Genomic DNA, 25,764 nt, shown 5'->3' with positions numbered 1-25,764 from the left:
CTCCCCGCTACCCCGCCTGCTCCGCGCGCATCCGCGCCAGCCGGGAGGCGATCTCCGCGACGACCGCGACCGCGAGCGACCGGGCCGACTCACCGGGCACCTCCGGCACCACGTGGGCCACCGTGCCGTCGGCGAGCAGGTCGACGGCCCGCACCTGCTGGGCCTCCGCCATCTGCGGCGCGTACGACGTGTCGCCGCCGTGGACGATCGCGCTCGCGCCCTCCGGGGGCAGCGGCGAGAGCCAGGCCCGCTCGGTGGCGATGGACTCGGTCGCCGGCAGCAGCGCCAGCGCGCCGCCGCCGCAGCCCTGGCCGAGCACCACCGACAGCGTCGGGGTCCGCATCGTCGCCAGGGTCGCGATGCACCGGGCGATCTCGCCGGCGATCGCGCCCTCCTCGGCGCGCGCGGAGAGCTCGGCGCCGGGGGTGTCGATGACGGTGACCAGCGGCAGCCCGAGCTCCTCGGCCAGCCGCATCGCGCGGCGGGCCTCGCGCAGCGCCGCGGGACCCATCGGCGAGGCCCGGGTCTGCCGGGTCCGGTCCTGGCCCACGACGACGCACGGCTGCCCGTCGAGGCGGGTCAGGGCGACCACGACGGTCGCGTCGCGCTCCCCCTCGTAGGTGCCGCGCAGCCGCACCGTGCCGGCGCCGCCGTGGCGCAGCAGGTCGCGGACCCCGGCGCGGTCGTGGGCGCGGGTGGCCTCGATCGACTCCCACGCGCTCGCGCCGGGCGCCACCTCGCCGGTGCGGACCGGCAGCTCGGGGGCCACGGGCGGGTCGACGAGGGTGGACAGCGCCCGGTCGACGAGCACCGGCAGCTGCTCGGCGGGGACCACGGCGTCGATCACCCCGCGCGCCGCGAGGTTCTCGGCGGTCTGCACGTCGGTCGGGAACGGCTCGCCGTTCAGCGCCTCGTAGACCTTCGGGCCGAGGAAGCCGACCAGTGCGCCGGGCTCGGCGACCGTCACGTGGGCCAGCGATCCCCAGGACGCGAAGACCCCGCCGAGCGTGGGCCCGCGCAGGTAGACGAGGTAGGGCAGGCCCGCCGCGCGGTGCTCCATCACCGCGCGGGAGATGTCGACCATCCGCACGAAGGCGGGCGTGCCCTCCTGCATGCGGGTGCCCCCGGAGGACGTGGTGGCGAGGACCGGGAGCCCCTCGGCGGTGGCACGTCGGACGGCGGAGACGATGCGCTCGGCCGCGGCGGTGCCGATCGAGCCCGCGAGGAAGCGGAACTCGTTGGCCACCACCGCCACCGGCCGGCCGTGCATGAGCCCCTGGCCGGTGACCACGGACTCGTCGGTGCCGGCCTTCTGCGCGGCGGCCCGCAGCGTCGCCCGGTAGTCCTCCGGGTGGTGCGAGACGTCGATCTCGCGGTCCCACGACACGAAGGACCCCTCGTCCAGCACGAGGTCCAGCAGGTCGTGGACCCCCCAGCGGCGCGCGCTCACGCGTCGGGCTCCCGCAGCGACCGTCGGATCGCCTCACCGTGCTCGTCGAGCGCGGGCGGCGGGGTGAAGTCGCGCGGGGTGACCTCGGTGCCGTCGCCGTCGAAGAAGCGCAGCGGCGGGCCGGGCAGGGTGACGGTCCCGAGCACCGGGTGCTCGACGTCGACGAGCAGGCCCTGGCTGGCGACCTGGTCCCAGGTGTAGACGTCGTCCATCGTGCGGACCTTGCCCGCGGGGATCCCGGCCTCGGCGAGGCGGGCGAGCAGCGGCTCGGCGTCGTGGTCGGCGAACGCGTCCTCGACCACCCCGATCACCCGCTCCCGGTTGCCGACGCGCTCGACGTTGGTCGCGAGGCCCTCGGCGGCCGGGTCGAGGTCGAACGCCGCGCAGAGCCGGCGCCACAGGCCCTCGCTGCCCACGGCGATCTGCACGATGCCGTCGCGGCAGTGGAAGAGCCCGTACGGCGAGATGGACGGGTGGTGGTTGCCCGCGGCCTTCGCGACCTCGCCGGCGACGGTCCAGCGGGTGCCCTGGTAGGCGTGCACCCCGATGCTCGCGGCGAGCAGCGAGGTCCGCACGACCCGCCCGACGCCGGTGCTGGCCCGCTCGTGCAGCGCGGCCAGAACGCCGTACGCGCCGTACATGCCGGCGAGCAGGTCGGCGATCGGGACGCCGAACTTCTGCGGGTGCTCGGGGTCGGGTCCGGTCAGCGACATCAGGCCGGACTCCCCCTGCGCGATCTGGTCGTAGCCGGCGCGCCCGCCCTCGGGGCCGTCGTGGCCGAAGCCGGTGATCGACAGCACGACGAGGCGGGGGTTGCGGGCGCACAGGTCCGCGACACCGAGGCCGAGCCGCTCGAGCACACCGGTGCGGAAGTTCTCCACCAGCACGTCGGCGCCGTCGACGAGGCCGAGGAGGACCTCGCGGTCCGCGTCGTCCTTGAGGTCGAGGGCGATGGACTCCTTGTTGCGGTTGGCGGAGAGGAAGTACGTCGCGACGTGGGCCTCGTCGCCGACGAACGGCGGGCCCCAGCCGCGGGAGTCGTCACCGGTGCCGGGGGTCTCGACCTTGACGACGCGCGCGCCGAGGTCGCCGAGCATCTGGGTGGCGTGGGGACCCGCGAGAGCGCGGGAGAGGTCGACGACGACGACGTCGGACAGGGGGCCGTTGCGGGGACCGGTCATGTCGGGGCTCACCATCCCGGCAGCACGAGGGCTGCCCACACGAGGAGTGGTCCGGCGAGGACCACGATGACGGAATAGATCAGGATCTGACGGTAGTAGGCCTGCTCGCCGACGTTGTCGGGTCGGTTCGCGAGCATCAGGGCGCCGTTGGTGGAGAACGGGCTCACGTCGACGATGGTCGAGCTGACCGCGAGCGCGGCCACGAACAGGCCGGCCGAGACGCCGCCCTCGGCGATCAGCGGCAGCGCGATCGGGATGATCACGGGCAGCAGCGCGGTGGAAGAGGCGAACGCCGACACGACGCCGCCGACGTAGCAGAGCACGAGCGCGCCGAGCGCCGCGACGCCGAGGCTCGCGGCCCAGCGGCCCACGAACTCGTCGGAGCCGGCCTCGGTCAGCACGAACGCGTAGGTCGAGACGCCCGCGACGAGCAGCACCGTGGGCCAGGCGATCTGCTTGATGGCGTCCTTGTGGCGCTCGGGCGCGAGCATCGCCAGCACGACCGCGGCGGTGATGGCGGTGAAGCCGATGCTGCGGTCGAAGGCCAGGGCGATGGTGGCGACGGCCACGAAGGCGACCAGCGTCAGCACCTGGTCGGTCCGGGCCCGGGTCGTGGTGGCCAGGCCGCCCGAGGAGGCACCCTCGCCGCCGTCGGGGGACTCGCCGCTCTCGTCCACCCGCATCCCCATCAGCCGGCGACCGCCGAGCAGGACGAAGAGGATCCCGGCCATCACGAGGTTGACCACGAGGCTCGAGAAGAAGATGACCAGCTCGCTGTTGGGCAGCCCGGCGTCGGCCATGACGCCGTTGGTGATCGACCCGTAGATGCTGATCGGGCTGAAGCCGCCGCCCTGGGCGCCGTGGACGACGAACATGCCCATCATGAGCGGGTTGATGTTGTAGCGGCCCGCGAAGCCGAGCGCGATGGGCCCGATGATCGCGCAGGCGGCGGGGCTCACCGCGCCCACGCCGGTCAGGACCGCGGTCACCGCGAACATCACCCACGGGATCAGGGCGACCCGCCCGCCGACGGCCTTGACGAAGGTCGCGACGATGAGGTCGACCGTGCCGTTGTTGCGCGCGATCGCGAACAGGTAGGTCACGCCGACGATCGTGAGCACCAGGTCGCCCGACAGGCCGCCGATGATCTCGGACTCGTCCATGTCGAGGGCGTACATGCCGACGACCCACGCCGCGACGAAGCCCAGCGCCCCCATGTTGATCGGCAGCACGGTGCCGATCACGAACAGGGCGACCAAGGCGATGATCGCCACCCACTCCGGTCCCATCCGGTCCCTCTTTCCTCCGGCGCCCGGACCGTCGTCCTGCGTGACGACGATCACTCGGTGGCGCAGTGGCCTAGCCAATAGGTCAATCGTCCTGTCGTCAATAGGGTGGCCCCCGTGACCGGACCGGAGCCTGGCGCCGCCCTCCCCCGCCGTCTGCGCCGCAGCCGGCTCTACGAGCAGGTCGCCGAGCAGATCACCGACTGGGTGACCGCGAGCCGGATGGGCCCGGGCGACCGCCTGCCGCCCGAGCGCGAGCTCGCCGAGCGGCTCGGCGTCAGCCGCGCCACGCTCAGCCAGGCGCTGGTCGCGCTCGAGGTCGTCGGGGTCGTGGAGGTGCGCCACGGCGACGGCACCGTCGTCGCCCGCGCGCCGGGCGGCCGGGTCACCGAGTCCGTCCGCGCCCACGCCGACCGCCTGCCCGACGTGCTGGACGCCCGGGACGCGCTCGAGACCAAGACCGCCGCCCTGGCCGCGGCCCGTCGTACGGACGAGGACCTGGCGGAGATCGACGCCGCCCTGGCCGACATGGCGGCCGACGTCGCCGACGGCGGGCGGGGCGTGGCCGCCGACGAGCGCTTCCACGCCGCCGTGACCGCCGCCGCGCACTCGCCGCTGCTGGCCCGCTTCATGACCGAGATCGCCGGGCTGGTCGCCGAGACGCGCCTGGAGTCGCTCGGCCAGCCCGGGCGCCCGGCGATGAGCCTGCAGGGGCACCGCGCCGTCGCCGAGGCGATCCGCGCCGGCGACGCCGCCGCGGCGGCCTCCGCCATGCACGCCCACGTCGCCAAGGTCGGCGACGTCGCCCTGCTGCGCCACCCGGACGAGCCGGCGTGAGCCCCGGGGAGGCCCTGGCCGTCGTGGCGGCCGGGCTCGGGGCCGGCGTGCTCACCGCGACCGTCGGCGTGGCGTCGCTGCTGAGCTTCCCGGTGCTGCTCGCCGTGGGGCTGCCGCCCGTCGTGGCCAACGCCTCCAACACCGTCGGGCTGACCCCCGGCGCTCTGTCCGGCTCCTGGGGCTACCGCGCCGAGCTGCGGGAGCACCCGCGGGTCACCCTCGTGGTGACCCTGACGTGCGGGGTCGGCTCGATCGCGGGCGCCCTGCTGCTGCTGGTGCTCCCGCCCGGCGTGTTCGAGGCGGTCGTGCCGTGGCTGATCCTGTTCACCTGCCTGCTCGTCGGCGCCCAGCCCCGCATCTCCGCCTGGGTGCGGCGTCGGGCCGAGGCCCGCGGGGAGGTCCCGGCCGAGCGCCTCCTGCCGGGCCCGTTCACCACGGCGGGCACGGCCCTGACCGGCGTGTACGGCGGCTACTTCGGCGCCGGCTCGGGGGTGATGGCGCTCGCGGTGCTGGCGCTCGGGCTCGACATCGAGCTGCGGGTCCTCAACGCCCTCAAGACCCTCGCGATCCTGGCCGCGAACGTCGTGGCCTCGGTGATCTTCGTGGTCCTGGCCGACCTCGACTGGGCGGTCATCGGGCTGCTGGCGGTCGGCTCGGTCGTGGGCGGCCACGTCGGCGCCCGCATCGGCCGGCGGCTGCCGGCGCCGCTGCTGCGCACGCTGGTCGTCCTCGTCGGGGTCACCGCGGCCGTCGTGCTCGTGGTGGGCTGACCGGAGGTCCGCTCCCCGCCATACTGGCGGCAGGCACCGGTGGTGCCGCTACACGCAGCGGGAGGGACGACCATGCGGGCGATCTGGAAGGGCGCGGTGTCCTTCGGGCTGGTCAGCGTGCCCGTGAAGCTGTACTCCGCGACGGAGTCGCACGACGTCTCCTTCCGGCAGGTCCACGCCAAGGACGGCGGGCGGGTGAAGTACCAGCGGGTCTGCTCGCTCGACGGCGAGGAGGTGGCCTACGCCGACATCGCGAAGGGCTACGAGACCGAGGACGGCGAGATGGTCGTCCTGACCGACGAGGACCTCGCCGACCTGCCGGTCACCTCGAGCCGCGAGATCGCGGTGGAGAAGTTCGTCCCGAGCGACCAGATCGACCCGATGCTGCTCGACAAGCCCTACTACCTGGAGCCGGAGAAGTCCGGCGCGAAGCCCTACGCGCTGCTGCGCCAGGCGCTGCTCGACGCCGACCGGATGGCGGTGGTGACCGTCGCGATCCGTCAGCGCACCACCATCGCGGTGCTGCGCGTCCGCTCCACCGAGGCCGGCGACGTCATCGTCATGCAGACGATGCTGTGGCCCGACGAGATCCGCACCCCGGACTTCTCGATCGAGGCCGGCGACGTCAAGCCCAACGAGGTCAAGATGGCCACCATGCTGGTGGAGACCCTGGCCGGCGACTTCGACGCCGCCGACTTCACCGACGACTACGCCGAGGCCGTGCAGGCGGTCGTGAAGGCCAAGATCGAGGGCGGCGAGGTGCAGCGCACCGAGACCTCGACCAAGACCTCGGGCGAGGTCGTCGACCTCCTCGCCGCGCTCCAGCGCTCCGTCGCCGCCGCCAAGTCCGCGCGCGGCGAGAGCACCGACGACCTCGACGAGGTCGAGGACGAGGAGCCCGCCACGGCGACGACGTCGACCCCGAGGACGTCGACCGCCACGACGAAGGCCGCCACGAAGAAGGCCGCCTCGACGAAGACCGGCACGAAGAAGTCGGCCGCCACGAAGAAGACCGCCGCCACGAAGTCGGCCCCGACGAAGTCCTCGACGAAGAAGACCTCGACGAAGAAGACCGCCGCGAGGAAGAAGGCCAGCTGAGCCGCTAGGCCAGCAGCCCCCGCACGAGCCGCAGCCCGACGGAGAGCCGGGCGAGGTCGACGTCGTCGCCCTCGCAGACCTCCTCGAGCGAGGACACCGTGCGGGCCACCAGGTCGGGTGCGGTGTCCTCCCAGGCCGCGACCCGGGCCGCGGCGGTGTCGTGCGACGACGTCGTCGCGAGCACCTCCGCGGTCAGCTGGTGGTGCACGGTGTGGAGGTCGTCGCGCAGCGTGGCCCGGGCCATGGTCTGCCACCGGTCCTCGCGCGGCAGCGCCAGGATCCGCTCGGTGACCAGCGAGAGCCCGAGGCGCTCGCCCAGCACGAAGTGCAGCCGGGTCACCTCGACCGGGTCCACGTCGTCGCGGCCCGCCGTCTCGACCACCCCGAGCAGCACGTACGCCGGGGACAGGGCCGCGACACGACCGGCGAGGTCCTCCGGCACGCCCGCGGCGACGAGGTCCTCACGCCGCGCGCAGAACGCGTCGAGCTCGCGGCCGGTCATCAGCTCCGGGAGCAGCGGCAGGAGCCGCTGGGCCGTGACGCCGAACGACTCCACGACCTCCTCGGCGTCCATCGGCGCGCGGCGGTTGTTGAGCAGCCACCGGGAGGCCCGCTCGACCAGGGTGCGCATCTCGAGCCGCATCCGGGTCTGGACGGCCGCGTCCAGCTGGTTGTCGTACGACGCGAGCTCCTCGCGCAGCGCCAGTGACCCGTAGATCTCCCGTGCGACGAAGTTGGCCATCACCACGTCGGCCGGGCCGGCGCCGGTCTCGCCGGCCAGGCGCGGCCAGAAGGTCATGCCCGCGCCGTTGACCAGGTCGTTGACGACCTGGGTGACCACGATCTCGCGGCGCAGCGGGTGGGCCTGCATCTGGCTGCGGTGGTCCTGGTGCAGCGCCGAGGGGAAGTAGCCGTAGAGGTCGGCGCGCAGGAAGGGGTCGTCGGGCAGGTCGGTGTCGATCAGCCGCCGTGCCAGCACGATCTTGGTCCAGGCCATCAGCACCGCGGCCTCGGGCGTGGTCAGCCCCTCCCCCCGGCCCAGGCGTCGGCGGACCTCGCGGCTGTCGGGCAGGCCCTCGAGCTCGCGGTCGATGTCGCCGTCCCGCTCGAGGCGGCGCATCCAGTCCTCGTGCACGTGCAGGAGGTTGGCGGCGTTGGCGGCGGCGTTGGCCAGCGCGAGGTTCTGCTCGTAGTTGTCGCGCAGCACCAGCGACGCCACGTCGTCGGTCATGGAGGCGAGCAGCGCGGGGCGGTCCTCCGGGTCGAGGTGGCCGTCGGCCATCACGAGGTCGAGCAGGATCTTGATGTTGACCTCGCGGTCGGAGGTCCCGACGCCCGCGGAGTTGTCGATGAAGTCGGTGTCGAGGCGCCCGTGGGAGCCGTCGGGACCGCCCTCGCGGGCGTACTCGATGCGCCCGGCCTGGGTCAGCCCCAGGTTGCCGCCCTCCCCCACGCACCGCACGCGCAGGTCGCGACCGTCGACGCGGATCGCGTCGTTGGCCTTGTCGCCGGCGTCCGCGTGGGTCTCGGTGGACGCCTTGACGTAGGTGCCGATGCCGCCGTTCCACAGCAGGTCGACGGGGGCGAGCAGGATCGCGTGCAGCAGCTCGGCCGGCGTGAGCCGCTCCACCGTGTCGTCGAGTCCGAGACGCGCCCGCACCTGGGCCGAGACCGGCACCGACTTGGCCGAGCGCGGCCACACGCCGCCGCCCTCGGAGATCAGCGAGGTGTCGTAGTCGGCCCAGCTCGAGCGGGGCAGGTCGAACAGCCGCTGCCGCTCGGCGTACGAGGTGGCCGCGTCGGGGTCGGGGTCGAGGAACACGTGGCGGTGGTCGAAGGCCGCGACCAGGCGGATGTGCTCGCTGCAGAGCATCCCGTTGCCGAAGACGTCGCCGGACATGTCGCCGACCCCGACGACGGTCACGTCCTCGCGCTGGCAGTCCACCCCCATCTCGCGGAAGTGGCGGCGCACCGAGACCCACGCGCCGCGGGCGGTGATGCCCATCGCCTTGTGGTCGTAGCCGACCGAGCCGCCGGAGGCGAAGGCGTCCCCGAGCCAGAACCCGCGCTCCAGGGCGAGGCCGTTGGCGATGTCGGAGAAGGTCGCGGTGCCCTTGTCGGCCGCGACCACCAGGTAGGGGTCGTCGCCGTCGTGGCGCACGACGCGCTCCGGCGGGACGACGACGCGCCCGTCCTCGCCGTCGACGAGGTTGTCGGTCACGTCGAGCAGCCCGGAGATGAAGGTGCGGTAGCAGGCCTTGCCCTCCTCCATCCAGGCGTCGCGGTCGGCGCCCGGTCCGAGCAGGTCGGGCAGCTGCTTGGGGTAGAAGCCGCCCTTCGCGCCGACCGGCACGATGACGGTGTTCTTGACCATCTGCGCCTTCACCAGGCCCAGCACCTCGGTGCGGAAGTCGTCGCGCCGGTCCGACCAGCGCAGCCCGCCGCGGGCCACCGACCCGAAGCGCAGGTGGACGCCCTCGACGCGCGGGGAGTACACGAAGATCTCGTACGCCGGCCGGGGCGCGGGCAGGTCCGGCAGCCGCGAGGGGTCGAGCTTGAGCGAGATCGCCGGGCGGGTCGCCCCGTCGGTGTCGCGCTGGAAGAAGCTGGTGCGCAGCGTCCCCATCACGTGCGCGGCGTACGAGCGCAGGATCCGGTCGTGGTCGAGGCTGGCGACGTCGTCGAGGCCGCGCTCGATCCGTCCGCGGATCGTGTCGGTGCGCTCGGCGCGGGCCTCGTCGCTCAGGTCGAGGTCGGGGTCGAAGCGGGTCTCGAAGAGCTGCACCACGAGGCGGGCGAGGTCGACGTTGCCGCACAGGGCGTCCTCGATCGTCGTCAGCGAGAACGGCGTGAGGCCCTGGCGCATGTACTTCGCGTAGGCCCGCAGCACAGTCGCCTGGCGCCAGCCCAGGCCGCCGCCGAGCACGAGGCGGTTGAAGCCGTCGGCCTCGTTGTGGCCGTCCCAGATCGCGCGGAGCGCGTCCTCGAAGAGCCCGGCGGCGCCGTCGGGCTCGTGGCCGGGGTGCCGGAGCCCGAACTCGTAGAGGTGGCACTGCTGCCCGGTCACGTCGAGGCGGTAGGGCCGCTCGTCGACGACCTCGACGCCGAGGGAGGTGAGCATCGGCAGCATCGAGGACAGCGACAACGGCTCCCCGACGCGGTAGATCTTCAGCCGCACGTCCCCGCGGGGGGCGGCGTCGGCGAGCTCCTCGTCGTCGGGCAGGCCCTCGGCGCGGCTCAGCAGCAGGTCGAGCCCGCTGGTGCGGCCGGCATCGGCCAGGGCGGCCAGCAGCGCGTCGAGGCGGGCGACGTCGTCGGCGCCCGTGGCGGGGTCGAAGTCCTCCTTGTAGGCCTCCGGCAGGGCGTCGGCCCAGCGGCGCGCGAGGCGGTCGCCGGCGACCTCGCCGCGCGCGCCCACCAGGGCGGCGCGCAGGTCGTCGCGCCAGTTGCGGGAGGCGGAGTCCAGCAGCTGCTCGAGGTCGTCGGCGTCGACCTCGGGCAGCGCCTCCCCGCGGGCCGGGCGCGCCACGAGGTGGACGCGGGCCATCGCCGACTCGTCGATGCGCACCGAGAACTCGACGCTCGCCGCCCCCAGCCGCTCGCGCAGCAGGGCGCGGAACCGCTCGCGCACCGCGGTGGTGTAGCGGTCGCGGGGCAGGTAGACGAGCACCGAGAGGTAGCGGCCGCGCGGCGCGCGACGGGTGAAGACCCGCAGCACCCGTCGTTCGCGGGCCCACATCAGCTGCTCGGCGAGCGGGGTGAGCTCGGCGACCGGCGCGCTGAACAGCTCGTCGCGCGGGTAGTTCTCGAGCACGTCGACCAGCGCCTTGCCGGCGTGGCTCTCCTCGTCGAAGCCCAGCTCGCGCAGCACCGCGCCGAGCTTCTCGCGCAGCAGCGGGATGCGGGTCAGCGACTCGGTGTAGGCCGCCGAGCTGAAGAGACCGACGAGGCGCCGCTCGCCGCTGACCGCGCCCGCGCCGTCGTACGTCGTGACGCCGATCGTGTCGAGGTACGCCGCGCGGTGCACGGTGCTGCGCTCGTCGGCCTTCGCGATGCCGAGCACGCCCCGGTCCGCCTCGAGCGGCTCGGCGGCGTCGTCGGCGAGGTCCGGGTCGGCGCGGAGGATCCCGAGCCCGGTGCCGGGCACCGGGACCAGGACCCCGTCCGTCGCGGTCAGCTCGCGGGAGCCGAGCAGCGTGAAGTGGTCGTCCGCCAGCCACTCCAGCAGCTCGGCGGCCTGGCGCGCCTGCGGCTCGGGGACCCCCGGGGCCGGGTCCCGCAGCTCCGCGATCGCCTCGGTGACCCGCGCCCGCATCTTGGCCCAGTCCTCGACCGCCTCGCGGACGTCGCGCAGCGCCGCCGAGATCGTGGCCTCGAGGGCGGCCACGTCCTCGTCGGGGCCGAGCCGGTCGACCTCGACGTGCATCCACGACTCGCGCACCTCGCCGGACCCGGCGGCGACCCCGGCGGCGCCGGGCTCGGGGGCCGGCCGCACGGCCTGCAGGCGCCCCGCGATGTCGCGGGTGACGGTCATCTGGGGGTGCACGACGGCGTGGACGGTGTGCCCGGTGCGGTCGAGCGCCATGGTCAGCGAGTCGACGAGGAACGGCATGTCGTCGGTGACGGTCTCCACGACGCTGCGCCCGTCGGCGGCCCAGCCGTCACGGTCGCGCTGCGGGGTCAGGACCCGCACGCGGGCGGTGCCCTGCGGACGCTCGGAGGCGAGCCCGGTGTGGGAGTCGAGCGCGCCGCGCAGGTCGCCGTCCTCGCGCGCGGCCACCTCCTCGGGGGGCAGGTGACGGAAGTAGGCGCGCAGCAGGTCGGGCGGGGAGAGCGGATCGACGGTGACCACGCACGCGAGGCTAACGCCCCCGGTCGGGCGCCGCCGCGCACCTGCGGGCATGCCCCATGATGTGTACACCTGTACCCCCACGAGCCCCTCCGGAGGACCGCGATGGCCACGCGCCTGACCCACGACATGCCCTACGACGCCACCCCGGAGCAGGTCTCCGCGATGCTCGACGACGTCGCCTTCCGGGAGGCGGTGTGCGACCGCCAGGGCGCCACCCACCACGAGGTCTCGATCGACGGCGACGACGTCCGCGTCGAGTTCGGCCGCCGGACGAGGGGCCTGCCGGGCTACGCCACCAAGATCGTCGGCGACGAGGTCACCATCGTGCAGACCGAGACCTGGACCAGCCCCACCCACGCCGACATCCGGCTCGAGATCCCGGGCAAGCCCGGCGACGTGAGCGGCACCATCGACCTCGCCGAGGCCGACGGCGGCGGCTGCGTCGAGACGGTCGTCTTCGACATCAGGGTCAAGGTGCCGGTCGTCGGCGGCAAGATCGAGGGCCTGCTGAAGGACATGATCCGCGACGGGCTGCGCAAGGAGCACGAGGTCGGTCGCGAGCGGCTCGGCTGAGCGCCGCCCGGCCGACCGGCCGACCGGCCGACCGGTGGGCGCTCGGCCAACGGGGCTCAGCCCATGTAGGGGTAGCGGTAGTCCGTCGGCGGCACGAAGGTCTCCTTGATCGACCGCGGGCTGGTCCAGCGCATCAGGTTGCTGGGGGCGCCGGCCTTGTCGTTGGTCCCGGAGGCGCGCGCGCCGCCGAAGGGCTGCTGGCCCACCACGGCACCGGTCGGCTTGTCGTTGACGTAGAAGTTGCCGGCCGCGAAGCGCAGCGCCTCGCGCGTCCACGCGATCGCGCCGCGGTCCTGGGCGATGACGGCGCCGGTCAGCGCGTAGTCGGCGATCGACTCCATCTGGTGGACGACGCTCTCGTAGTCGCCGTCCTCGTAGACGTGGACCACGAGGATCGGGCCGAAGTACTCGGTGGAGAACATCTCGTCGGTCGGGTCGGTGGAGACCACGACGGTGGGCCGCACGAAGTAGCCGGTGCTGTCGTCGCACGTGCCGCCGGCGACGACGTCGAGGTGGTCGGTGGCCGCCGCGCGCTCGAGCGCCGCGCGGTGCTTGGCGAAGGCCCGGTCGTCGATCACCGCGCCCATGAAGTGCGACAGGTCGGTCGGGTCGCCGACCGAGATCGCGTCGACCTCGGCCACGAGGTCGTCGCGGATCCGGTCCCACACCGAGCGGGCGACGTACGCGCGGGAGGCGGCGGAGCACTTCTGGCCCGAGTACTCGAAGGCGCCGCGGATCATCGCGGTGCGCAGCACGTCGGGGTCGGCGGAGGGGTGGGCGACGATGAAGTCCTTGCCGCCGGTCTCGCCGACGATGCGGGGGTAGGAGCGGTAGGAGGTGATGTTCTCCCCCACCGTGCGCCACAGGTGCTGGAACGTCGGGGTGGAGCCGGTGAAGTGGATGCCCGCGAGGTCGCGGTGGGCCAGCGCGACCTCGGAGACCTCGAGGCCGTCGCCGGGCAGCATGTTGATGACGCCGGGGGGCATGCCGGCCTCCTCCAGCAGCTGCATCGTCAGCGTCGCGGCCAGCTGCTGGGTGGGCGAGGGCTTCCAGATCACCGTGTTGCCCATCAGCGCGGGCGCGGTCGGCAGGTTGCCGGCGATCGCCGTGAAGTTGAACGGCGTGATCGCGTAGACGAAGCCCTCGAGCGGGCGGTGGTCGGTGCGGTTCCAGATGCCCGGCGAGTTCGCGATCGGCTGGTCGGTGAGGATCTGCTTGGCGAAGTGGACGTTGAAGCGCCAGAAGTCGATGAGCTCGCACGCCGAGTCGATCTCGGCCTGGAACGCCGTCTTCGACTGCCCGAGGACGGTGGCGGCGTTGATGCGCTGGCGCCACGGGCCGGCGAGCAGGTCGGCGGCCTTGAGGATCACCGCGCAGCGGTCGTCGACCGACATCGCGCGCCAGGCCGGGGCGGCGTCGGACGCGGCGGCGATCGCGTCGGTCGCGTCGGCGCGGGTCGCGTTGCCCAGCCGGCCGAGGACGTGGCCGTGGTCGTGGGGCTGCACCACGGGGATCTCGCGCCCGCCGCCCGTGCGGCGCTCGCCACCGATGTGGGCGGGCAGGGCGGTCTCGGACGCCTCGAGGGCCGCGATCTCGGTCAGCAGCGACATGCGCTCGGCCGAGCCGGGGGCGTAGGTCAGGTTGGGCTCGTTGATCGGGGCGGGCGGGGTGGTGACGGCGTCCATGCGCCCGATCGTGTCACCGCCCCCGGGGTGCACGCGAACCGGCCGTGCGGGCCGAGTCGACCAGCTCGTCGACGGCCTCGAGCATGCACGCGCCGAGCACGTCGGCGTCCGGGAGCGCGTCGCGGTCGCAGGTCAGGCCCAGGTGCACCGCCCCGTCGTACGACGTGACGCCGATGGCGAGCGCGTGGCCCGGGGTCAGCGGCGGGACCGGGTAGGTCTCCACCAGCCGCGCTCCGGCGGCCCAGCGGGCCGACTGCGGCCCGGGGACGTTGGTGACCGACAGGTCGAAGGAGCCCGGCGGCTCGGCGGCGACCAGCCGCGACCCCAGCGCGTGGTACGTCGAGGGCGCGAAGCCCGCGGTCCGCACCAGGCGGCGCGCGGCCACGGCCCGGCCGCCCTCGCGGTGGGCGGTGAAGGAGTAGGACACCTGGTGCAGCCGGACGACGGGGCTGGGCTCGCCGACGGGCAGGTCGACGTGGTGGCTGGCGATCTGGCTGCCCAGCGAGGTGGCCTCCAGCTCGTCGTCGATCACCGACAGCGGCACGACGGCCCGCAGCCTGCGGACCCCCGACATCGACTCCGAGCGGGTCATCAGCCAGCCGCGCAGCCCGCCCGCGACGACGGCGAGCACGACGTCGTTGACGCTGCCGCCGTGCGCGTCGCGGACCTCCCGGAGCGCGGCCAGGTCGGTGCGGCACAGCACGAGCCGGCGCTGCTGCGACAGCGGCCGGTTCACCGGCGTGGTGGGGGCGGGCGGTCGGGGCGCGAGGGCGCCCGCGAGGGCGCCCACCCGGCGGGCACCGGCGCCGACGGTGGCGCCCACCGTGGCCCCGACGGCGGCGCCGGGTCGGCGCACCGTGTCGCGCAGGGCGCTGACGGCCGTGGCCGCCGCCCCCGGGCGGGGCCGGGGGCGCCAGTCCTCCGGCTCGCCCAGCGCGGGGGCCTCGGCCACCTCGTCGATGAGCACCTGCGCGAGGTCGACGGTGTGCACGCCGTCGGCCAGCACGGGGTGCGACTTCGACAGCAGGGCCACCCGGTCGCCCTCGAGGCCCTCGACGAGGTACAGCTCCCACAGCGGCCGGGACCGGTCGAGCGGCCGGGACACGATGCGGGCGACCAGCTCGCGCAGCGACGCCCAGGTGCCCGGGCGGGGCAGCGCCGAGCGGCGCACGTGGTACTCCAGGTCGAAGCGGTGGTCGTCGACCCAGGCCGGGGCCACCAGGCCCCCGGGCGTCTCGAGCAGGCGCTGGCGGTAGCGCGGCACGAACGAGATCCGCTCGGCCACCAGCGCCAGCAGCGCCTCGTGGTCGAGCGTGGCGGCGGAGGCGTCGAAGACCTCGACCGTCGCGTTGTGCAGCGGGGCCTCCTCGTCGAGGCCGAGCAGGGCCTGGTCCCGGGGACGGAGCCGGTCCATCACGCCACCTCTCCGCGGCCCGGGGCGGGGCCTGCTTGTCTGGGCTGGGATCGTGGGTCACCGGGATCGTGCCGGGCGTCGCCGCCCGGGACCCGGACCACCGATCCCGGACCTTCGATGATGGCAGAGGGGAGTCCCGCGCCGTGGACTGGACCGTGCTGGCTCACGGCGTCGGCAACGCCGAGGACCTGCCCATCCCGCGCGACCTCGCGGTCGCCGGCGCCGTGGCGGCCCTCGTCGTCTCCTTCACCGTGCTCGCGCTGGCCTGGCGCGCGCCCCGGTTCGCCGCGGCCACCGGCCGTCCGGTGCCGGGGTGGCTCGGACGCCTCGCCGACTCGACCGCGCTGCGGTGGGCGGCCCGAGGCTTCGGCCTCGCCTTCCTGGCCTTCTTCCTGTACGCGGCGGTGCTGGGCCAGGACGTGCTCATCAACCCGGCGTTCCGGATGTTCTACATCGCGCTGTGGGTCGGCATCGTGCCCGCCTCGCTGCTGCTCGGCTCCTTCTACCGGGCCGTCAGCCCGGTGCGCACCCTGCACCTGCTGATCGCGCGCGTCGCGGGCGCCGACCCCGCGGAGGGTCTGTACCGCTACCCCGAGCGCCTCGGCATGTGGCCCGCGGCGGCCGGGCTGCTCGCCTTTGTCTGGTTCGAGCTCGTCTTCCCGGGCTACAACCAGCTCGGGCCGGTGCGGCTGTGGGTGGTGACCTACCTCGTCCTCACCGTCTTCGGCGGCGTGCTGTGGGGCGAGCGGTTCTTCGCGCGCGCCGATCCGTTCGAGGTGTTCTCGACCCTCGTCGGCCGGCTGTCGGTCTGGGCGCGCGACGACGAGGGCCGGCTCGTGGTGCTGAGCCCGCTGGCGCACCTCGCCCGGACACCCGTGACGCCGGGACTGCTCGCCGTCGTGGCCGTGCTGTTCGGGTCCACCAGCTACGACTCGTTCCGCGAGTCGCCGCTGTGGACGGGCTTCGTGACCGGTTACGACGGGGGCGTGCCCACCCCGGTCCTGTCGACCCTCGCGCTGCTCGGCTTCTGCGTCGGCGTGGGGCTGGTCTTCGTCGCGGCCTGCGCGGCCACCGGGGTGCGCGAGGGCTCCTCGCGGTGGGTGCTCTCGGCACGCTTCGCCCACTCCCTGGTGCCGATCGTGGTCGGCTACTTCGTCGCGCACTACCTGAGCCTGTTCGTCGAGGACGGCCAGACGCTGGTGATCCAGCTGAGCGACCCGCTCTCGACCGGCTCGAACCTCCTCGGCACCGCGGACCTGTCGGTGAACTACTGGCTGACCCTGCACCCGACGTTCCTGGCGAACGTCAAGGTGCTGGGGGTGGTCCTGGGCCACGTGCTCGGCGCGGTGGCCGCGCACGACCGCGCCCTGGAGCTGCTCCCCCGTCGCCACCAGCTCACGGGTCAGCTGTCGCTGCTGGTCGTCATGGTGCTGTTCACCGCCGGCGGCCTCCTCCTGCTGTTCGCCGCCTGAGGCGGGCGCCCCGCGTCGACCGCACCGGCGCGGTGCGGGGCGCCATGGCGTCGACGAGCGCCGCGACGGCCCGCACGACCGCCTCCTCGCCGCTCTCGCGCAGGCTCCGCCCGGCGACGAGGGCCCGGTCGACCCCGGGTCCGTCGTCGGGCACGAAGTGCAGGCCCAGCAGCCGGGAGAACCCCTCCACCATCGTCGCGACCTCGCCCTCGGTCCAGCCGAGGCTGGGGCGCATCCGGTTGACGACCACCCGCACCGGCGCGCCGGCGACCACCTCGCGGAGGTCGACCAGGCCGCGCGCGAGCCGCGACAGCCCGACGGGGTCGGCGGTGCCGACCACCAACACCTCGTCGGCGGTCTCGAGGACCCCGGTGGTCATCCGGCTGCGCCCGGGTCGACCGCCCGGGAGCGCGGGACCGCTGTCGTCGACGAGGTCGGAGCCGCAGTCGACGACCACCACCGCCTGCCCGCGACCCACCTCGAGCAGGTGCTCCAGCGCGCCGGGCCGCACCTCGGTCCACCGGTCGGCACGCGGCAGCCCGGTGACCACGGTCAACCCCGGCGCCACCGCCCGCTGCACCGTCGCGATCCTCTCGGCGAGCTCGCCGGTCGTGGCGAGACGAGCGGCCGCGAGCAGGCCGGAGACCTCGTCCATCACCCCCAGCACCTGCGCGACCGAGCCGCCCCACGGGTCGGCGTCGACCAGCATGGTCCGCACCCCCCGGTGGGCGAGCTCGGCGGCCAGCGTCGTCGCCACCAGGGTGCGTCCCGGCGCCCCCCGCGGACCCCAGACCGCGATCACCCGGCCCGGTGCCGACGGCACGACCTCACCGGGCGCCTCCTGCCAGGGCCCGGGCCCGGCGTCGGTGCCCGCGCCGCCGGTCGCACCGCCGTGCTCCCCGTCGTGCTGGCCGCCGTCCTGGCCGCCGTCCTGGCCCGCCGGCACGGTGGCCGCGACCAGCACGTCGGGGAGGTCGGCGAGGCGGTCCTCGGTGACGAGGGCCGCGACACCGGTGCGGGTGGCGCGCACCCGTGCGGCCGCGTCGTCGTCGCCGGCCGCCGCGACCGCGACCGGACGCACGCCGTGGCGACGGAGGTGGTCGACCGCTCCGCCGTCGAGACCGGGCGCGTCGAGCGCGACCACCGCGGCGTCGGCCTGCCCGGTCGTGGCCGCCGCCATGAGGTCGTCGACGTCGACGCACCGCTTGAGCAGGACGATGCCGGGGGCGTCGGCGAGAAGGGAGACCACCCGCGGCTCCCAGGCCGCGCCGGAGGCGACGAGCAGGACGCAGATCATCGTCAGGGCACCTCGACGAGCGAGACCCGGCCCTCGTTGGCGAGGGCGAGCGTCGACTCGATGGCGTCGGCCTGGTCGTCCGGCACCCCGACGACCACCTGGCCCTCCGCGCCGGCCCCGAGCTCGCTGCCGAGGCTCGGCACCTCCACCACGACCACGTCGTCCAGGACCGTCTCGGCCTGGCCCCGACCGCTGCTGCCGGGCCGGGAGACGACCACGTCGACGGTCGACCCGGAGCCCACCGAGGTCGGCACGTCGGTGGCCACCACCCGCAGCGACACCTGCGCGACCCCGACCTCGTCGGCGCCGCCGAGGGCGCCCCGGGGCAGCAGCTCCCCCGCCCCTACGGCCCGGGTCAGCTGCAGGTCGCCGGGCAGCTCCTCGGTGGCCACGAGGTAGCGGTCGAGGTCGGTGTCGTCGCCGAACCGGACCCGGCGCGCGACGAGGTCCTCGGGCGCGACCGTGTCGCCCACACCCAGGTCCTCGCCGACCGCCCAGACGGCGACGGTGTCGTCGGCCCCGCCGACCAGGCGGACCCCCAGGACCACCGAGGCCGCGACGATCAGCACCCCGATCCAGAGCCGCGGGTCGCGCCACCCCGGCGTACGGGCGCGGGTGGCGGCGGGGGCGTCGGACGGCGGGAGGGGGCCGCTGGCGGGCGTGACTGGCGTGCTCACGGCGACATCCTGCGTCGGGAGCGGCCGTTTGGGGAGCCACGCATCCACAGGTCGGTCCGAGGCCTCCCACGCCACGGGCGCGCAGGGTGGCACAGTTGGGCCATGCCCGGCACGCCCCGCTTCCTCACGCTGGCCGACGTGGCCGAGGTGCTCAACACCTCCAGCGCCCAGGTCTACGCGCTGGTGCGCCGCGGCGACCTGCCCGCGATCAAGATCGGCGGGCGCGGGCAGTGGCGGGTCGAGGCGGCCCAGCTCGAGCAGTACATCGAGCGCATGTACGCCGAGACCCGCGACTTCGTCGACACCCACCCGTTCGTCGAGGCCGACGCCCCCGACTGACCCGCCGAGTCGTCACGACTTCACGCCCCCATCCCGCCGAGTCGTCACGACTTCACGTCCCGGGCACGACGAGTCGTCACGACTTCACGCCCCGGGCACGACGAGTCGTCACGACTTCACGCCCCCACCCCGCCGAGTCGTCACGACTTCACGTCCCGGGCACGACGAGTCGTCACGACTTCACGTCCCGGGCACGCCGAGTCGTCACGAGATCACGTCCCGGGCACGCCGAGTCGTCACGAGATCACCTGCGTCGCCCGGGCCCGGGACCGCTCCCACCCGCGGCGCAGGAGCGCCTCGACGCCGGCGCCGGGGCCCCACAGGTCGGGCCGGGTGACGACGACGAGCGTCCAGCCGCGCTGCGCGTCGAGGTACCCCCGACGGACCCGGTCGTGGGCGACCTGGGCCTCGGACGTGTGGAACTCCACCCCGTCGTACTCGGCGGCGAGGCGCAGTCCGCGGTGACCGACGTCGAGGCGTGCGACCAGGACGCCGTGCTCCCACACCTCCACCTGCGGCTCGGGGGTCGGGAGGCCCGCCTGGATCCACCGCAGCCGCAGCACGGACTCCGGCGGCGACTCCGCACGACCGTCGACGAGCGGGGCGACCGCCCGGAGGGTCGTCACCCACCGCGTGCGGGCGAAGCGGGGAACGCCGCCGAGCAGCTCCTCGCGCGTGAAGAGGCCGAGCCGGGCGACAGCGTCCATCCCGGCGATCGCGAGGTCGGGGTGTCGCACGCGCCCCAGGTCCCACGCGGTGCGCAGGGCCGTGGTGACCCTCAGCCCGTCGACGTCGGTGACGTCCTCCGGACGGAGGTCGCGCTCGCCCGAGTCGACCAGGGTGCTGCGCAGCCGCCCGCGGCCCGGCGGTCGGAAGACCGTGATCGGCCTCAGCTCGAGGTGCTCGCCGGGAGCGAGCGCCATCTCGGCGCCGAGCAGCCACGCCGCGTGCCGGTCGACGACGACGGCGTCCTCGGGCACGACGAGCCGGAGTGCTCGCGCCCGCAGCGCCGTCGAGTCGCCCGCCTGGACGGCCACGTAGACGCCGCGGACGATGCGCCGCAGGGCACCTCCGGCGACGAGCCGGGTGAGCGTGTTGGGCCGCAGACCGACGGCGCGGGCGGTGGCCGTGCTGAACGGCTCGTCGAGCGGCAGGGGGAAGGAGGTCTCGAGCAGCCCCGTCGCGGGGTCGAGGGTCAGGGTCATGCCGGGTCCCTGCCCGCGCCCCGGTCGGCGACGCCTCACCGCGAGGCCGCTGTGGAGGACCGGACCACCCGGCGTCCTGTGGACGCCCGTCGGCCCGTCGTACGACGGGAACTCGCGCCGACTCGGCACCGCGGCGGCGGGAACTGGCGCCGACTCGGCACCGCCGCGGCGGGAACTGGCGCCGACTCGGCGGGGCTGCGGCGTGAACTTACGCCGACTCGGCACCGCCGCGGCGGGAGCTCGCGCCGGGTCGGCGGGGCTGCGGCGGGAGCTCGCGCCGGGTCGGCGGGGCTGCGGCGGGAGCTGGCGCCGGGTCGGCCTCAGCCCACCTCGGAGTCGAGCTCCACCGGGATCTGCTGGGCCTCGCCGTCGCGCTCGACCGTGAGCTCGACGGTGTCGCCGGGCTGGAAGGTGCGGATGGCGACGATCAGCGCCACCCCGTCGGTGACGGGCTGACCCTCGATCTCGGTGACGAGGTCGCCCTGCTCGAGGCCCGCGGACTCGGCCGGGGAGCCGGGGTTGACCTCCTCCACGACGGCGCCGACCTCGTCGGTCTCGCCGCCGGTGCGCACCTGTGCGCCGATCACGGGGTAGCGGGCCTCGCCGTCGCGCAGGATCTGGTCGGCCGTGACCTCGACCTGCTCGATCGGGATCGCGAAGCCGACACCGATGTTGCCCGCGCTGCCGCCGAGGCCGCCGGCCGTGGCGATGGCGGAGTTGACCCCGACGACCTGGCCGACGAGGTTGACGAGCGGTCCGCCCGAGTTGCCCGGGTTGATGGCGGCGTCGGTCTGCACGGCGTTGATGAACGACGACTCGTCCTCGCCGCCGGTCGTGACCGGGCGGTCCTTGGCCGAGACGATGCCGGAGGTGACCGTGGAGGTCAGACCGAGCGGGGAGCCGATCGCGACGACCCCCTCGCCGATGTTCATCTGCTGCGAGGACCCGAGTGCGGCGGGCCGCAGCTCGCGGACCTCCTCGGCGTACAGCACGGCGAGGTCGTAGACCGGGCTGCGGCCGACGATCTCCGCCGCGAACCGGTTGCCGTCGGCGTCGACGAGCTGGATGCCGCCCTCGGCGTCGGCGGCGGGGGCGACCACGTGGTTGTTGGTGACGACGTGGCCCTGGTCGTCGATGACGAAGCCCGAGCCCGTGGCGCCACCGTCGGCACCCTCGACCAGGATCTGCACCGAGCTGGGCAGCAGCTCGTCGGCGACGGCGGCCACCGAGCCGTCCTCCGGCTCGAGCGGGGCCTCGGTCCGCACGCCGCCACCGAGGCCGCTGCTGAGCCGGCCCGGGGCGTCGCTGGCGGACAGCTCGTCGTAGGCGACGCCGCCGAGCGCGCCGCCGACCGCGCCGAGCACGAGCGCGAGCACGGCCACGACGGGCAGCAGCCAGCCGGGCACCCGACCGCGCGGCGGCCGGTCCCGGTGCGCCGGCGGAAGGCCTCCGGGGCCGCCGGGCCCACGCGGCGGGCCGAAGCCGCCGGGAGGACCCCAGGGAGCCGGGTACGACGGTCCGGGACGCGGCTGGTCCATCTGACCGGGACCCGCCGGACCGGCACCCATCGGACCGGCGCCCATCGGACCGGCGCCCATCGGACCGGCGCCCATCGGGCCGGGACCGGCCGGGCCCGGTCCGAAGCGACCGGGCTCCGCGGGACCCTGCGGCGGCCCGTCGACCGGCGCGGGCCGCGAGGGGCCGGGCGGGTGCCAGGGCGCCGGGCCCCCGGCGACCGGGAGCCGCTCGGTCGGCTCGTCGGCGCGGGGCTCGTCTGGCTGGCCGGTCACGGCTGCTCCCTCTGACGGGTCGGGTTCTGACGGATCGGGGACTGGCGGATCGGGGTGAGGACGGGGCGGCTGGTCTCGATCGGACGCACGAGCGGGGCCCGGTCGGTCACCGGGGCGGCCGCCGGCGGCACCACGACCGCGAGCATCCCGAGCGCCACCGCGCCCGCGGCGCCGGTACCCAGGGCGGCCAGACCCGTGCGCGTGGACCGTCGCGGCACCCCTGCGGCGCCGCCGAGCCGCAGCAGCTCGTCGCCCGACGGCGGGCCGGCGGCCAGCAGCGCGGTCTTGAACGCGCCCGTGTCACCGCCGGCGACGTCACCGAGGCCGGCGAGACGGGTCTTGACCCATCCCTGGCGGCGGACCTCGTCGTGACAGGTCCCGCAGACGTCCACGTGGGCCCAGGCACGCTCCTCCTCCGCCGGCGGCAGCTGGCCGTCGACAAGGGCGCTGACGCGCGGTCCGAGGTGGCCCAGCGGCCCCAGCGGACCGAGCGGGCCCAGACCGGGTCGGTGGGGCCCGATCACGGGCGTCCCGCCCGAGCGGGGTCGACGCGTGGCTCTCGACTCACCGGGCCACCGTAGCGCCGCCTCCCTGACCCGGGGTCGCGGTGCGCGAGCTCCCGGCGCAGCATGGCGCGGCCCCGGTGGATCCGGGAGCGGACCGTGCCGAGCTTGGCGCCCAGCACGTCGGCGATCTCCTCGTAGGTCATGCCCTCGATGTCGCACAGCACGACCGCCGCGCGGAACTCGGGCGGCAGCGCGGCGAGCGCGCTCTCGACGTCGTCGTCGAAGGTCCGGTCGGCGTACGCCGCGTCCGGTCCGGGCCCGTGGGCGGCCAGCCGGCCGGCCCGCTCGTCGGAGAGCGGGTCGAAGCGGATCCGCTGGCGGCGCCGCGCCTGGTCGAGGAACACGTTGGTGGTGATCCGGTGCAGCCAGCCCTCGAAGGTGCCGGGCGAGTAGGTCGACAGCGACCGGAAGACCCGCACGAAGACCTCCTGGGTGAGGTCCTCGGCGTCGGGACGGTTGCCGGTCAGCCGGTAGGCCAGCCGGAACACGCGGTCGGAGTGGCGCTCGACGACCTCGTCCCACGACGGGACCGGGTCACCGGTGCCCGCCGGGCTGCTGCCGGCCTCGTCGTCCACCTCGGACACGCTAGGCGGGCAGGCTGAGAGGTTCCTGGGAACGCCGGCGGAGGCACTAGTCTCGCCGGGACCGGCCGCGCACGACCCGGTCGCCAGCCCGATCCCAGGAGGACGTCATCACCGAGCCGCTGAAGCCCGAGAGCTGGGTCTTCTCGGAGACCTACGTCGACGAGGACCCGATCCTCACCGCCGCCCGCCAGCGCGCGCGCGACATGGGCGTGGTGCCCGTCTCGGCCGGCGCCGGCGCGGCGCTGGGCTTCCTGGCCGCCGCCTCGGCGGCGCGCGCGGTGGTCGAGATCGGCACCGGCACCGGGGTCTCGGGCGTGTGGCTGCTGCGCGGGATGCGACCGGACGGCGTGCTGACGACGGTCGACGTCGAGACCGAGCACCAGCGGCTCGCGCGGCAGACGTTCACCGAGGCCGGCTTCCCCAACCAGCGCGCCCGGACCATCCCCGGACCCGCGCTGGAGGTGCTCCCGCGGCTGACCGACGGCGCCTACGACCTGGTGTTCTGCGACGGCGACAAGCGTGAGTACGTCGCCTACCTCGCCGAGGCCCGCCGCCTGCTGCGCCCCGGCGGGGTCGTGGTCTTCGACAACGCCCTGTGGCACGACCGGGTCGCCGACCCGTCCGTGCGCGACGAGGAGACGCTGGCCGTCCGCGAGCTCCTCACGACGGTCGCCGAGGACGAGGACCTGCTGCGGGTGCTGCTGCCCGTGGGCGACGGGCTGCTGCTCGCCCGCACCCGCGAGCACTGACGCACGCGGTCCCACCGCCGGCCGGGCGGCCCGGCCGGCGGAGTCAGCCCGCGGTCGGAGCCGTCGCTCCGACGCCCGCGAGGGGGTCGGCCGAGCACAGCCAATCCAGCAGCAGTCGCACCCCGAAGCCCGTGGGGCCGGCGGTCCACTCGTGCCACTCCGACGGGGAGTCCCCCACCGAGGCGATGTCGAGGTGGGCCCACGGCACGTCGCCGGTGAAGGGGCGCAGGAACAGCGCCGCGGTCGTGGCGCCGGGACCGCCGGGGGCGTTGTCGGCGTCCGCGACGGGCGAGGAGAGCTTGGCCGTGTAGTCCTCCGTCAGCGGCATCCGCCACAGGGGCTCCCCGGCGTCGCGGCCGGCGCCGAGGAGGTGGCCGGCGAGCGCGTCGTCGTCGGCGAAGAGGCCGCCGGTGCGCTGGCCGAGCGCCACCTTCATCGCGCCCGTGAGGGTCGCGACGTCGAGGATGGCGGCCGGGTCGAGCTCCGCCACGCCGTACGCGAGGCCGTCGGCGAGGACCAGTCGGCCCTCGGCGTCGGTGTTGGTGACCTCGGTGGTGCGCCCGCCCCAGTGGCGGATCACGTCACCGGGACGCAGGGCGTCGCCGGAGACGGCGTTCTCGGCGAGCGGGACGAGGCCGGTGACGCGGACCGGGCAGCCCAGCGCCCGCAGGGCACCGAGGACCGCGATCACGACGGCGCCGCCGGTCATGTCGCGCTTCATCGTGACCATGCCCTCGGCGGGCTTGATCGACAGCCCGCCGGAGTCGAACGTGATGCCCTTGCCGACGAGCACGACGCGCGGCGTACGACGCCCGGCGCGGCGCGGCGCGTAGTCGAGCTGCACCAGGTGGGGCGGGGTGGCCGAGGCCCGACCGACGGCGGCGATGCCGCCGAAGCCCTCGGCCACGAGCTGCTCGGCGTCCCACACGCGGACGTCGAGGTCGCCGGCCTCGGCGGCCGCGCGGGCGCGACCGACCATCCAGGCGGGGTCCTTGACGTTGCTGGGCACGGTGGCGAGCGCGCGCGCCGACCAGGCGGCGCCGGCGCGGGCGAGTGCCCGGGCCAGGGCGTCGCGGTGGTCGGCGTCGTCGGGCAGGCCTGCGAGCACGACACGAGCGGCGGGCCGTGACGCGGGACCCGTCGAGCGGACGTGCACCCCGAACGAGCCCAGCACCAGGCCCGCGACGAGGTCGCCCAGCGTGCCGGCGGGTTCGGCCGCCGGCGCCGGGTCGGTCGCCGGGTCGGTCGCCGGGTCGGTCGCCGGGTCGGTCGCCGGGTCGGGTGCCACCGCCGCGAGGGTCGTCAGGACCGTGCCGCGGTCGCGGCAGCGGCGGGCCAGCGCGGCGCCGGCCCGGCGCAGGTCGTGGCCGGTGGCCGCGCCCACGCCGACGAGCAGCACCTCGGACGGCCCGCCCTCCCGGGCGAGAGGCACGGACACGACCTCGCCCGTGCGTCCGACGGACCGGGCGACCGCGCGCAGCGCGAACGGGTCGACGCCCAGGGCCTCGAAAACCGCCGCGGCGCCGGGTCCGAGGAGCACCGACGCGGGTCCGTCCTCGGTCCCGGGGCTCGCCTCGCCGTCCGACGAGGGCGACGAGGGCGGTGCCGGCAGCACCGGCAGCGCCAGCACGTCGACGTCGGCGACGTCGAGCAGGGCGTCCAGGTCGGCGTCGCCGAGGGTCACCTCGGGGGGCGTCGCCTGCTCGGGGAGGCCGGGCAGGTCGAGCACGTCGAGCCGCGTCGGTCCAGGGGTACGTCGCGCCACGAGGTCAGCCGACGACGTCGTCGAGGGCCTTCCCGAGGGCCCCCGCCTCGTCGGCGTTCAGCTCCACCACCAGGCGACCGCCACCCTCGAGCGGGACGCGCATGACGATGCCGCGACCCTCCTTGGTGACCTCCAGCGGGCCGTCGCCGGTCCGTGGCTTCATCGCGGCCATCG

General features: G+C 75.0%; 21 protein-coding genes. 7 read left to right on the top strand and 14 right to left on the bottom strand.

Going from position 1 to position 25,764, the window contains the following annotated elements; all coding sequences use genetic code 11:
- Nucleotides 1-7 precede the first annotated feature (7 nt).
- Genes ABD158_RS10245 through ABD158_RS10235 form a run of 3 tightly spaced genes read right to left on the bottom strand, consistent with a single transcriptional unit; the run spans nt 8 to nt 3,920 of the window.
- Complete coding sequence (locus tag ABD158_RS10245; RefSeq protein ID WP_344006754.1) at nt 8-1,450, bottom strand: carboxyl transferase domain-containing protein; 1,443 nt, start codon at nt 1,448-1,450, stop codon at nt 8-10.
- A complete protein-coding gene (locus ABD158_RS10240; protein WP_344006752.1) occupies nt 1,447-2,631 on the bottom strand; it encodes a CaiB/BaiF CoA transferase family protein in 1,185 nt (394 codons plus the stop codon). Before ABD158_RS10240 ends, ABD158_RS10245 begins: the two co-directional genes overlap by 4 nt.
- Before the next feature lie 8 nt (nt 2,632-2,639).
- Nucleotides 2,640-3,920 (bottom strand): SLC13 family permease, encoded by a 1,281-nt coding sequence (locus tag ABD158_RS10235; RefSeq protein ID WP_344006750.1) that lies wholly within the window; start codon nt 3,918-3,920, stop codon nt 2,640-2,642.
- Nucleotides 3,921-4,034: 114 nt separating this feature from the next.
- Between ABD158_RS10235 and ABD158_RS10230 the strand changes: the two genes are divergently transcribed.
- From ABD158_RS10230 to ku, 3 genes are all read left to right on the top strand, one after another.
- The gene (locus tag ABD158_RS10230) at nt 4,035-4,754 is read left to right on the top strand and encodes a FadR/GntR family transcriptional regulator (RefSeq protein ID WP_344006748.1); all 720 of its coding nucleotides are present in this window, start codon (nt 4,035-4,037) and stop codon (nt 4,752-4,754) included.
- The gene (locus ABD158_RS10225; protein WP_344006746.1) at nt 4,751-5,524 is read left to right on the top strand and encodes a sulfite exporter TauE/SafE family protein; all 774 of its coding nucleotides are present in this window, start codon (nt 4,751-4,753) and stop codon (nt 5,522-5,524) included. Before ABD158_RS10230 ends, ABD158_RS10225 begins: the two co-directional genes overlap by 4 nt.
- A 72-nt stretch (nt 5,525-5,596) precedes the next feature.
- Nucleotides 5,597-6,622, top strand: coding sequence for a non-homologous end joining protein Ku (ku, locus tag ABD158_RS10220; protein WP_344006744.1), 1,026 nt, complete (start codon nt 5,597-5,599; stop codon nt 6,620-6,622).
- A gap of 4 nt (nt 6,623-6,626) precedes the next feature.
- On the opposite strand, the gene ABD158_RS10215 is transcribed toward ku, so the two are convergent.
- Entirely contained in the window at nt 6,627-11,474 is a 4,848-nt protein-coding gene (locus ABD158_RS10215) for an NAD-glutamate dehydrogenase (protein WP_344006742.1), read from the bottom strand.
- A gap of 102 nt (nt 11,475-11,576) precedes the next feature.
- Between ABD158_RS10215 and ABD158_RS10210 the strand changes: the two genes are divergently transcribed.
- Entirely contained in the window at nt 11,577-12,047 is a 471-nt protein-coding gene (locus ABD158_RS10210) for a DUF2505 domain-containing protein (protein WP_344006740.1), read from the top strand.
- Between the two features lie 56 nt (nt 12,048-12,103).
- Here the strand turns inward: ABD158_RS10210 and pruA are convergent, their stop codons facing one another.
- A complete protein-coding gene (pruA, locus tag ABD158_RS10205) occupies nt 12,104-13,732 on the bottom strand; it encodes an L-glutamate gamma-semialdehyde dehydrogenase (RefSeq protein ID WP_344006738.1) in 1,629 nt (542 codons plus the stop codon).
- Nucleotides 13,733-13,745: 13 nt separating this feature from the next.
- Nucleotides 13,746-15,146, bottom strand: coding sequence for a wax ester/triacylglycerol synthase family O-acyltransferase (locus tag ABD158_RS10200; protein ID WP_344006736.1), 1,401 nt, complete (start codon nt 15,144-15,146; stop codon nt 13,746-13,748).
- A gap of 143 nt (nt 15,147-15,289) precedes the next feature.
- On the opposite strand from ABD158_RS10200, the gene ABD158_RS10195 reads away from it, so the two are divergent.
- Nucleotides 15,290-16,618, top strand: a complete 1,329-nt coding sequence (locus ABD158_RS10195) for a hypothetical protein (protein ID WP_344006734.1) — start codon at nt 15,290-15,292, stop codon at nt 16,616-16,618.
- On the opposite strand, the gene ABD158_RS10190 is transcribed toward ABD158_RS10195, so the two are convergent.
- Entirely contained in the window at nt 16,581-17,915 is a 1,335-nt protein-coding gene (locus ABD158_RS10190) for a CpaE/TadZ family protein (protein ID WP_344006732.1), read from the bottom strand. The genes ABD158_RS10195 and ABD158_RS10190 overlap by 38 nt on opposite strands.
- Nucleotides 17,916-17,917: 2 nt before the next feature.
- Nucleotides 17,918-18,592, bottom strand: coding sequence for a hypothetical protein (locus ABD158_RS10185; RefSeq protein WP_344006730.1), 675 nt, complete (start codon nt 18,590-18,592; stop codon nt 17,918-17,920).
- 102 nt (nt 18,593-18,694) lie between these two features.
- On the opposite strand from ABD158_RS10185, the gene ABD158_RS10180 reads away from it, so the two are divergent.
- Entirely contained in the window at nt 18,695-18,931 is a 237-nt protein-coding gene (locus tag ABD158_RS10180) for a helix-turn-helix domain-containing protein (RefSeq protein ID WP_344006728.1), read from the top strand.
- 236 nt (nt 18,932-19,167) lie between these two features.
- Here the strand turns inward: ABD158_RS10180 and ABD158_RS10175 are convergent, their stop codons facing one another.
- From ABD158_RS10175 to sigE, 4 genes are all read right to left on the bottom strand, one after another.
- Nucleotides 19,168-20,136 (bottom strand): hypothetical protein, encoded by a 969-nt coding sequence (locus ABD158_RS10175; RefSeq protein ID WP_344006726.1) that lies wholly within the window; start codon nt 20,134-20,136, stop codon nt 19,168-19,170.
- A 320-nt stretch (nt 20,137-20,456) separates the two neighbouring features.
- Complete coding sequence (locus ABD158_RS10170; protein ID WP_344006723.1) at nt 20,457-21,542, bottom strand: S1C family serine protease; 1,086 nt, start codon at nt 21,540-21,542, stop codon at nt 20,457-20,459.
- Nucleotides 21,543-21,922: 380 nt separating this feature from the next.
- Nucleotides 21,923-22,450 (bottom strand): hypothetical protein, encoded by a 528-nt coding sequence (locus ABD158_RS10165; protein WP_344006721.1) that lies wholly within the window; start codon nt 22,448-22,450, stop codon nt 21,923-21,925.
- Entirely contained in the window at nt 22,447-23,067 is a 621-nt protein-coding gene (gene sigE, locus ABD158_RS10160) for an RNA polymerase sigma factor SigE (RefSeq protein WP_344006719.1), read from the bottom strand. The genes ABD158_RS10165 and sigE overlap by 4 nt, the downstream gene beginning before the upstream one ends.
- 212 nt (nt 23,068-23,279) lie before the next feature.
- Here sigE and ABD158_RS10155 point away from each other — a divergent pair, with 212 nt between their 5' ends.
- Entirely contained in the window at nt 23,280-23,825 is a 546-nt protein-coding gene (locus ABD158_RS10155) for an O-methyltransferase (RefSeq protein ID WP_344006717.1), read from the top strand.
- Between the two features lie 43 nt (nt 23,826-23,868).
- Here the strand turns inward: ABD158_RS10155 and ABD158_RS10150 are convergent, their stop codons facing one another.
- Complete coding sequence (locus tag ABD158_RS10150; protein ID WP_344006715.1) at nt 23,869-25,554, bottom strand: leucyl aminopeptidase family protein; 1,686 nt, start codon at nt 25,552-25,554, stop codon at nt 23,869-23,871.
- A gap of 40 nt (nt 25,555-25,594) precedes the next feature.
- Nucleotides 25,595-25,762 carry a DUF3117 domain-containing protein gene (locus ABD158_RS10145; RefSeq protein ID WP_344006713.1) on the bottom strand — a complete coding sequence of 56 codons (168 nt, stop codon included), beginning with the start codon at nt 25,760-25,762 and terminating at the stop codon, nt 25,595-25,597.
- Nucleotides 25,763-25,764: the final 2 nt, after the last annotated feature.

This window comes from Nocardioides lentus, from assembly GCF_039529515.1.
GTDB classification, from domain to species: domain Bacteria; phylum Actinomycetota; class Actinomycetes; order Propionibacteriales; family Nocardioidaceae; genus Nocardioides; species Nocardioides lentus.
The sequence above is the reverse complement of the archived record's forward strand: the minus strand, read 5'-3'. Positions and strand labels throughout refer to the sequence as shown.

What these genes read in the sequence shown, in the direction of transcription:
- ku (WP_344006744.1), top strand. Translation starts at nt 5,597, where the DNA reads ATGCGGGCGATCTGGAAGGGCGCGGTGTCCTTCGGGCTGGTCAGCGTG.
- ABD158_RS10210 (WP_344006740.1), top strand. Translation starts at nt 11,577, where the DNA reads ATGGCCACGCGCCTGACCCACGACATGCCCTACGACGCCACCCCGGAG.
- ABD158_RS10235 (WP_344006750.1), bottom strand. Translation starts at nt 3,920, where the DNA reads ATGGGACCGGAGTGGGTGGCGATCATCGCCTTGGTCGCCCTGTTCGTG.
- ABD158_RS10240 (WP_344006752.1), bottom strand. Translation starts at nt 2,631, where the DNA reads ATGACCGGTCCCCGCAACGGCCCCCTGTCCGACGTCGTCGTCGTCGAC.
- ABD158_RS10175 (WP_344006726.1), bottom strand. Translation starts at nt 20,136, where the DNA reads ATGACCCTGACCCTCGACCCCGCGACGGGGCTGCTCGAGACCTCCTTC.
- ABD158_RS10200 (WP_344006736.1), bottom strand. Translation starts at nt 15,146, where the DNA reads ATGGACCGGCTCCGTCCCCGGGACCAGGCCCTGCTCGGCCTCGACGAG.
- pruA (WP_344006738.1), bottom strand. Translation starts at nt 13,732, where the DNA reads ATGGACGCCGTCACCACCCCGCCCGCCCCGATCAACGAGCCCAACCTG.
- ABD158_RS10155 (WP_344006717.1), top strand. Translation starts at nt 23,280, where the DNA reads ATGGGCGTGGTGCCCGTCTCGGCCGGCGCCGGCGCGGCGCTGGGCTTC.
- ABD158_RS10180 (WP_344006728.1), top strand. Translation starts at nt 18,695, where the DNA reads ATGCCCGGCACGCCCCGCTTCCTCACGCTGGCCGACGTGGCCGAGGTG.
- ABD158_RS10190 (WP_344006732.1), bottom strand. Translation starts at nt 17,915, where the DNA reads ATGATCTGCGTCCTGCTCGTCGCCTCCGGCGCGGCCTGGGAGCCGCGG.
- ABD158_RS10145 (WP_344006713.1), bottom strand. Translation starts at nt 25,762, where the DNA reads ATGGCCGCGATGAAGCCACGGACCGGCGACGGCCCGCTGGAGGTCACC.